At 69.9% G+C, this 7,108-nt stretch carries 7 protein-coding genes; 4 read left to right on the top strand and 3 right to left on the bottom strand.

From position 1 onward, the window contains the following. Positions 1-364: 364 nt before the first annotated feature. From BM314_RS28235 to arsH, 3 genes are all read right to left on the bottom strand, one after another. Positions 365-1,912 (bottom strand): DUF2235 domain-containing protein, encoded by a 1,548-nt coding sequence (locus BM314_RS28235; RefSeq protein WP_020093894.1) that lies wholly within the window; start codon positions 1,910-1,912, stop codon positions 365-367. A 39-nt stretch (positions 1,913-1,951) separates the two neighbouring features. Continuing rightward, the gene (locus BM314_RS28230; protein WP_020093895.1) at positions 1,952-2,605 is read right to left on the bottom strand and encodes a toll/interleukin-1 receptor domain-containing protein; all 654 of its coding nucleotides are present in this window, start codon (positions 2,603-2,605) and stop codon (positions 1,952-1,954) included. 318 nt (positions 2,606-2,923) lie between these two features. Next, entirely contained in the window at positions 2,924-3,670 is a 747-nt protein-coding gene (arsH, locus tag BM314_RS28225) for an arsenical resistance protein ArsH (RefSeq protein WP_020093896.1), read from the bottom strand. A gap of 50 nt (positions 3,671-3,720) precedes the next feature. Here arsH and BM314_RS28220 point away from each other — a divergent pair, with 50 nt between their 5' ends. From BM314_RS28220 to BM314_RS28205, 4 genes are read left to right on the top strand one after another with little or no spacing between them, the layout of a single operon-like run. Then, complete coding sequence (locus BM314_RS28220; protein WP_026605040.1) at positions 3,721-4,080, top strand: ArsR/SmtB family transcription factor; 360 nt, start codon at positions 3,721-3,723, stop codon at positions 4,078-4,080. Next, on the top strand, positions 4,073-4,510 hold the full coding sequence (arsC, locus tag BM314_RS28215; RefSeq protein WP_020093898.1) for an arsenate reductase (glutaredoxin): 438 nt from the start codon (positions 4,073-4,075) through the stop codon (positions 4,508-4,510). Before BM314_RS28220 ends, arsC begins: the two co-directional genes overlap by 8 nt. A gap of 35 nt (positions 4,511-4,545) precedes the next feature. Further along, positions 4,546-5,841: an arsenic transporter gene (locus tag BM314_RS28210; RefSeq protein ID WP_091981817.1), complete on the top strand. Its 1,296-nt coding sequence runs from the start codon at positions 4,546-4,548 to the stop codon at positions 5,839-5,841. Positions 5,842-5,848: 7 nt separating this feature from the next. Beyond that, complete coding sequence (locus tag BM314_RS28205) at positions 5,849-7,099, top strand: MFS transporter (RefSeq protein WP_091981815.1); 1,251 nt, start codon at positions 5,849-5,851, stop codon at positions 7,097-7,099. Positions 7,100-7,108 lie beyond the last annotated feature (9 nt).

Raw genomic sequence — 7,108 nt, 5'->3', positions numbered from 1 at the left:
CCGCTCCGCCGGGCTGACCAGGGGCGTCACGCCACGCTCACGATGGGGTCCCGATTGGAAGCCGATCCGGGGTCCCGTTCCAATGCCGTTTGACACACTAAGAAACGGCGGGGGATGTCGAACAGGCGCATCGAGGAGAATGTCGGGACCTGCGCGAGGCTGGTCAACGAGCGCTTCCGCTTGTTCCTGCGAGGCGACGAGAAGGGCGAGGTGCGGCGGGTCACGATAGGCCCGCGAAAGGAATGAGACAGACGATCGACCGGCGTACAGGGACCAGTTCCGCGCGCTCAGGCGCGAGACGGAGCCCGAGGCAGCCGACGCCTTTCGTCCATGAGGGCGCCCGGGGCGGCAAGGTACCCTGCCATCATGCCGATGCGGCCGCCCCGGGAGCCTGCGACCCCCCCGCTGCCAGGTAGCGGCCCTTGAACCGGTCGTGGTTCGCCAGCGCCGCCGGAAGGTAGGGGCCGGACCCGGCGCATTGCGGGACCGACGTCAGTTCGAACCTCTCCGCAACGGTTGGGTGGACCGGCGCGTCATGGGCGACCTTCCGCACCTGCACGGCCCAGTTCCATGACGCGGAGAACCGGTGCAGGAACCTCGGGACGGAGCGCTCGATGGTGTCGTGCATGCCGGCGATCTCGCAGTGCTGCACGCCGTCCGCGGCCGGAAAAAGGTGAAGCTTCGGGTTCCCCGTCGCGTCGCCCGGCGCCTTCAGCCCGTCGACCCTGAGGCCGTCCGGGATGCGGGTGGCCTCCTCGACCATCCACTTCAGCGAGATGTCGGACAGCCGAGACTCTGCCTCGGGGTAGCTGCCCCCGATGTCGGAATGGTTGCCCGCAAACCAGAGCTGGACGAGTCGTGTGGGACCCTCGGCATGGTCATGCGCCCCGTCCTGAATGCCGCCCCAGGCGACGCGGTCGAAGTCCTTGCGGGTCTCGTCGATGGCATTGGCCGAGCGGGCATAGCGGACGAAGCGGCTGAGCAGGCGGTCGAAGTTCTCCCCCTTCCAATCCGCCATGTGCTTGCTGACGTCCCCCGGGTTGGGGAAGTCGCGTATCACCTTCCTGCGCGAGCCACGCTCCCGCAACCATAGCCAGGCGCCTCCCGCGATGACCGCGAGGAGAAGGATCCACCTGAAGGCGGCCCAGAATTGCAGTCCAGGATAGGCGTGCAGGAGACCGGCGAGGGCGGCGGCAGGCAGCATCCCGACCAGCGCCAGGCCGAGGGCCGCACCGACGCCAAGGCCCGCCTGTATCAGCAAACGCCGGGCCCCCGTGGCCCCGAGGGCCGCCACGGTGTCGAACACGCCGATGAAGTACGGCGCGGCGTTCGACCGACCGGGTTCGCCGGTCTCGTGGGCGGAGTCGTAACACTCCCGGAACCGGCGGGCCTGCTCGTCGCGCTCCGCCTCGTACTTCTCGCGCGGGTGGCCCGCCCCGTGCTCCAGGACGGTGTCGACCGCTTCCTGGGCGATGTCGCGGGCGGCCTTGCGGAAGCGGGGCAGAGGCCCACCCGCCCCGCGCGTAGGGATGCCGCACAGCATGAGGAGGTTCGCCACGCAACGTGCGGTGTAGGCACCGCGGCTGAACCCGATGAGGAAGATGCGGTCGCCCTGCCGGTAGTGGTTGATGATGAACTCGTAGCAGTCGACGATGTTCGTCGTGATGCCGCGGCCGGTGACCGAGGCCAGCAGCTTCTGGACGAAGCGCACGGGGGCGGTGAGCGCGGTCGCGCCGATGTCGGTTCCGAGGCCGGGGTCGTAGAACGCGACCTGCTCCGCCGGGTCGATGGAGCTGTCCGGCCCGGTGCGGCAGACCCGGTACATCTTGTAGACGTTGCTGACCCGTTGCTCGGGCCTCACCCCGCCGTCCTGGCCGGTGCCGTCCGAGAAGACGACGATGTTCTTCGGCATGCCCCATCCGGCCGTTCAGGCCGGCTCCTCGATCCGTTTCTAACCGGTCGCGCGGCTCCGCGCCGGGCGCTTGCCCTTGGCCGCCCCCGCGCCGGGGCTTACCTTCGTCGAGGCGCTCCGGCCGCCCTTGGCGGAAACAGGCCGCTTCTTGGCTACGGGCGCCGCGGCGGACCGCATCGCCTTGGCGGGCCGGGCCGGGACCGCCGGGGGAAGCGCGACCCGCACGGCCTTGACGGCGCCCTTGATGCCCTCGGCCACGTTCGCGAAGGCATGGTCCATCGACCGCCAGTCGCTCACGGTCCTCCCGTCGCGCGGAAGAACCTTCAGGTCGGATGCCCCGGTATCCTTCCAGGCGCAGGGCCGGACCACGACCACCACGATCCGCATGGAGCCCCTGGCCCGACGGCCCATGGCCCGCCTGTACTCCAACTGGCACCAGTGGCTGGCGATGTACTCCGGGCTCATTAGCGCGACGAAGATGTCCGCCTCGCGCAGCTTGCGCGAGATCTCGGTGTTCAGCCTGTCCCCGGCTTCCATGTCGCCGTCGAACCAGGTCTCGACCTCGTCGCGCTTCAACTGGGCGAGGTGGATCTGAAGCTTCGCCTGCTGGATCTCGTTCGCGTGGCAGTACGACACGAAGATCCGCACCTTCGCCTTCTTGGGCTTCGGCGCCGTGGCTTTCGCGGGAACCAAGGCACGCGTGCCCGGCGCCGCCCTCCTCGCTGGCGGCTTCGGCTTGTTGGTCCCTGACTTCACGGTCACGGCAGCCCCCTCGAACGCGGCGGCCAAGTTCGAGACTCAAGCCCCCTGGCCTCCTTTTGTTCCGCCGCCGGCCAGGCCGTCGGTCGCGTAACCTGCATCCGCCCGAGGGCAGACCCCGATTACGGCGGACGGGCCGTGAGCCCCCTGGGCGAGACCAGCGGGAGCGGCAAGGCCGGGAGGGGGCGTAACTCACCGCGATGGGCGACGCCGTGCTCGGCGGGTTCCTCCGTATGGGGAGGGCGAGCGTGGCTATCGTTTCACGAACCCGATATCGGCGGCCACGGCCTTGAGCCGGTCCGGGTCGCGCTCCTTGCGCTCCGAGTAGCGGTCCACGAGGTAGTCGGATCGCTCCCGGGTCAGGAGCGTGAACTTCATCAGCTCCTCGCAGACGTCGACGACCCGGTCGTAGAGTGGGCCGGGCTTCATCCGGCCGGCCTCGTCGAACTCCTTGTAGGCCATCGGCACCGAGGACTGGTTCGGGATGGTGATCATCCGCATCCAGCGCCCGAGGATGCGCAGGCCGTTCACGGCGTTGAACGACTGCGAGCCGCCCGAAACCTGCATCACGGCCAGGGTCCTGCCTTGCGTCGGGCGCACCGACCCCTCCGACAGGGGCAGCCAGTCGATCTGGCTCTTCATCACCCCGGTCATGGCGCCGTGGCGCTCGGGGCTGACCCAGACGTGCCCCTCCGACCAGATCGAGAGGTCCCGGAGTTCCTGGACCTTCGGGTGATCGGCGGTGCTGTCGTCGGGCAGCGGCAGGCCGTGCGCGTCGTAGATCCGCACCTCGCCGCCCATCGCCTCAAGCAAGCGCGCGGCCTCGTAAGCGAGGAAGCGGCTGAACGAGCGCTCCCGGAGCGATCCGTACAGGATCAGGAAGCGTGGGGCGTGGGTGAACGGCGCAACCACCTGCAGGCTGGCACCGGTCGGGATCTCGAAGTGCCCCTCGCTCAGGTTCGGCAGGCCGTCGGTGAAGGGCTGTGCGGGCTTGTCCAAGGATCTGCATTCCTGTACGTTCAAAAGGTGATTTGATAATTGTAGAGATGATGGACGAGACGCAAGCCCTCGCCGCCTTCCTCGCCCTCGGGCAGGAGCACCGCCTCCGTCTGGTGCGGGCGCTGGTGACCGCCGGGCCCGGGGGGCTGGCCTCCGGCGTCCTGGCCGACGCGGTCGGCGTGTCCGCGGCCACCGTGTCCCATCACCTCAAGGAACTGAGCCATGCCGGGCTGGTCACGTCCCGCCGCGAGGGCCGCTCGATCATCTACAGCGCCGCCTACCCGGCGCTGTCGGACCTCGTCCAGTTCCTGATGCGCGACTGCTGCCAGGGCCATCCGGAGGTCTGCGCCCCCGCCGTGGCCGCTCTTGCCGCCTGCGACTGCACCATCGGAGAGACCGCCCATGCCTGAGCCGTTCGACGTCGTGATCTACCACAACCCGGATTGCGGCACGTCCCGCAACGCCCTGGCGATGATCCGCAACGCCGGCATCGAGCCGCACGTGGTGGAGTACCTCAAGACGCCTCCGAACCGGGCGCTCATCAGACGCATGCTCGACCGCGCCGGCCTGTCGGTGCGTGACGCCCTACGCGAGAAGGGCACGCCCTTCGCCGAGCTCGGCCTCGGGGACCCGGCGCTGACCGACGGGCAACTCCTCGACGCGGTCGAGGCGCATCCTGTGCTGCTCAACCGTCCGCTCGTGGTCAGCCCGAAGGGCGTGCGCCTGTGCCGGCCATCCGAGGCGGTCCTGGACCTGTTGCCCGAGCAGCAGGGCGAGTTCGTCAAGGAAGACGGCGAGCGGGTCGTGGACGAGCAGGGCCGCCGCGTCGCCACCGCCTGAAGCATCCCATGGAACGATAAGAAGAAAACGCCCGGATGCTCGCGCTCGCCATATTCCTCGTCACCCTCGTCTTCGTCATCTGGCAGCCCAAGGGCCTCGGGATCGGGTGGAGCGCGCTCGCCGGCGCGGGCGTCGCTCTGGCCACCGGGGTGATCCATCCCGGCGACATCCCGGTGGTCTGGCACATCGTCTGGGACGCCACCTTCACCTTCGTGGCGCTCATCATCATCTCGCTTCTGCTCGACGAGGCCGGCTTCTTCCACTGGGCCGCGCTCCACATCGCCCGATGGGGCGGGGGCAAGGGTCGTCGCCTGTTTCCCCTGGTCGTGCTCCTCGGCGCGGCCATCGCGGCGGTGTTCGCCAACGACGGCGCCGCGCTGCTGCTCACGCCCATCGTCCTCGCGATCCTGCTCAGGCTCGACTTCAAGCCGGCGGCGGCGCTCGCGTTCATCGTCGCCTGCGGGTTCGTGGCGGATTCGACCTCCTTGCCGCTGGTGATCTCGAACCTCGTCAACATCGTCTCGGCCAACTTCTTCGACGTGACCTTCGGCCGGTACGCCGCCGTGATGGTGCCGGTGAACCTCGTCTCCCTGGCGGCGACGCTGCTGGTGCTGTGGGCCTACTTCCGGCGCGACGTGCCGGCGACCTATCCCGTGGACGCCCTGGAGCGCCCGGCCGAGGCGATCCGCGACCCGCTCGTGTTCCGTGCGGCGTTCCCGCTGCTCGGCATCCTGCTGCTGGCGTACTTCGTCACCGCGCCGTTCGGGGTGCCGGTGTCGGCCGTGACCTGTGCGGGCGCCGCGGTGCTGCTGCTCCTCGCGAACCGGGGCGGGACCATCCCGATCCGCAAGGTGCTGACCGGAGCGCCCTGGCAGATCGTCCTGTTCAGCCTCGGCATGTACCTCGTGGTCTACGGCCTGCGGAACGCCGGCCTGACCGACGAGCTGGCCAAGGGCCTGGTCTGGCTCGCCGGTCATGGCCCATGGGTCGCCACGGTCGGCACCGGCTTTGCGGCGGCCATCCTGTCGTCGGTGATGAACAACATGCCGAGCGTGCTGATCGGGGCGCTCTCGATCCAGCAAGCCCCTGACCTCTCTCCGCTGACCCGCGAGTTGATGGTCTACGCCAACGTCATCGGCTGCGACCTCGGCCCGAAGTTCACGCCCATCGGCAGCCTCGCCACCCTGCTCTGGCTGCACGTCCTCGACAGCAAGGGCCAGAGGATTACCTGGGGCCAGTACATGAAGGTCGGCCTGGTCATCACCACGCCCGTGCTGCTGGTCACGCTGCTGGCGCTGGCGGCGTGGCTGCCACTGCTGGGCCCGCGGTAGCCAGCCCATGGCCGAGGCCCGTCGCTGGCCGGTGATCTCCGCCCTCGGCGTGGCGCAGATCCTCACGTGGGGGTCGTCGTTCTACCTGCCGGCGGTGCTCGCCGGACCGGTCGCCGAGGACACCGGCTGGCCCTTGGCGTGGGTGGTCGGCGGCCTGTCGCTCGGCCTGTTGGTCGCAGCGTTCGCATCGCCGCATGTCGGGGCGGCGATCCACCGGCGCGGCGGCCGGCCCGTCCTGGCGCTCGCAGCGCCGTTGCTCGCGGCCGGGCTGATGACGCTGGCCATGGCCCCGGCCTTGCCGGTCTACCTCGCCGGCTGGCTGCTGCTCGGCCTGGGCATGGGATGCGGGCTTTACGATCCCGCCTTCGCCACCCTCGGCCGCCTCTACGGCGCGGAGGCGCGGCCGGCGATCACGACGCTGACCCTGTGGGGCGGGTTAGCCAGCACCGTGTGCTGGCCGCTCTCGGCGTTCCTGGTCGCCCATGTCGGATGGCGCGGCGCCTGCCTGACCTATGCCGGCCTGCACATCGGGGTGACGCTGCCGCTGGTGTTGCTGCTGATCCCGAAGGTGTCGGCGGTGCCGATGGCGGCGGAGCGCCAACAGGCCGGCGCCGGACCGCTGTCCGGTGCGGAGCGGCGGGCGTTCCTCCTGTTCGCCGGGGTACTGATCCTCGGCGGCGCGATCATGTCGCTGGTGTCGGTGCACTTGCTGACGCTGCTGCAGGCGCGGGGCGTCGCGATGGCGTCGGCGGTCTCCTACGGCGCGCTGATCGGCCCGGCGCAGGTCGGCGCCCGCATCGTGGAGATGTCGTTCAAGGGCCGCCACCACCCGCTCTGGACCCTGACCGCAGCCCTGGTGCTGGTCGCCCTCGGCCTGGTGCTACTCGCCCTGGGCCTGCCCGGCGTCGGGGTCTGGCTGGTGCTCTACGGCGGCGGCAACGGCATCTATTCGATTGCACGGGGCACGGTGCCCCTGGCCCTGTTCGGTCCCGTGCGCTACCCGCTGGTCGTCGGCCGACTGGCGCGGCCGGGGCTGGTCGCGCAGGCGCTCGCGCCGCCAGCCGGCGCGTTCGTGATCACCCACGCCGGCCCGGACGTGCTGTGGGGGTCGCTTACGGTCCTGGCGCTGGCCAACCTCGGCCTCGTCGCCGGGCTCTGGCGGTGCAGGTCGATCAGCGTAACGGCCCCGGACTTGCCCACAGGATTTCGCCCGCCCGCGGGGAAAGGAAGAAAGGGGTCCGGCTGCGGGCGTGCCTGAATGCGCATT

It is taken from the genome of Methylobacterium sp. 13MFTsu3.1M2 (assembly GCF_900112625.1).
Taxonomy (GTDB): Bacteria; Pseudomonadota; Alphaproteobacteria; order Rhizobiales; family Beijerinckiaceae; genus Methylobacterium.
This window is presented reverse-complemented; position numbering and strand designations above follow the sequence as displayed.

Bases quoted from the DNA above. Each gene is read 5' to 3' on its own strand.
- BM314_RS28235 (WP_020093894.1), bottom strand. From the start codon at position 1,912: ATGCCGAAGAACATCGTCGTCTTCTCGGACGGCACCGGCCAGGACGGC.
- BM314_RS28220 (WP_026605040.1), top strand. From the start codon at position 3,721: ATGGACGAGACGCAAGCCCTCGCCGCCTTCCTCGCCCTCGGGCAGGAG.
- arsC (WP_020093898.1), top strand. From the start codon at position 4,073: ATGCCTGAGCCGTTCGACGTCGTGATCTACCACAACCCGGATTGCGGC.
- BM314_RS28210 (WP_091981817.1), top strand. From the start codon at position 4,546: ATGCTCGCGCTCGCCATATTCCTCGTCACCCTCGTCTTCGTCATCTGG.
- BM314_RS28205 (WP_091981815.1), top strand. From the start codon at position 5,849: ATGGCCGAGGCCCGTCGCTGGCCGGTGATCTCCGCCCTCGGCGTGGCG.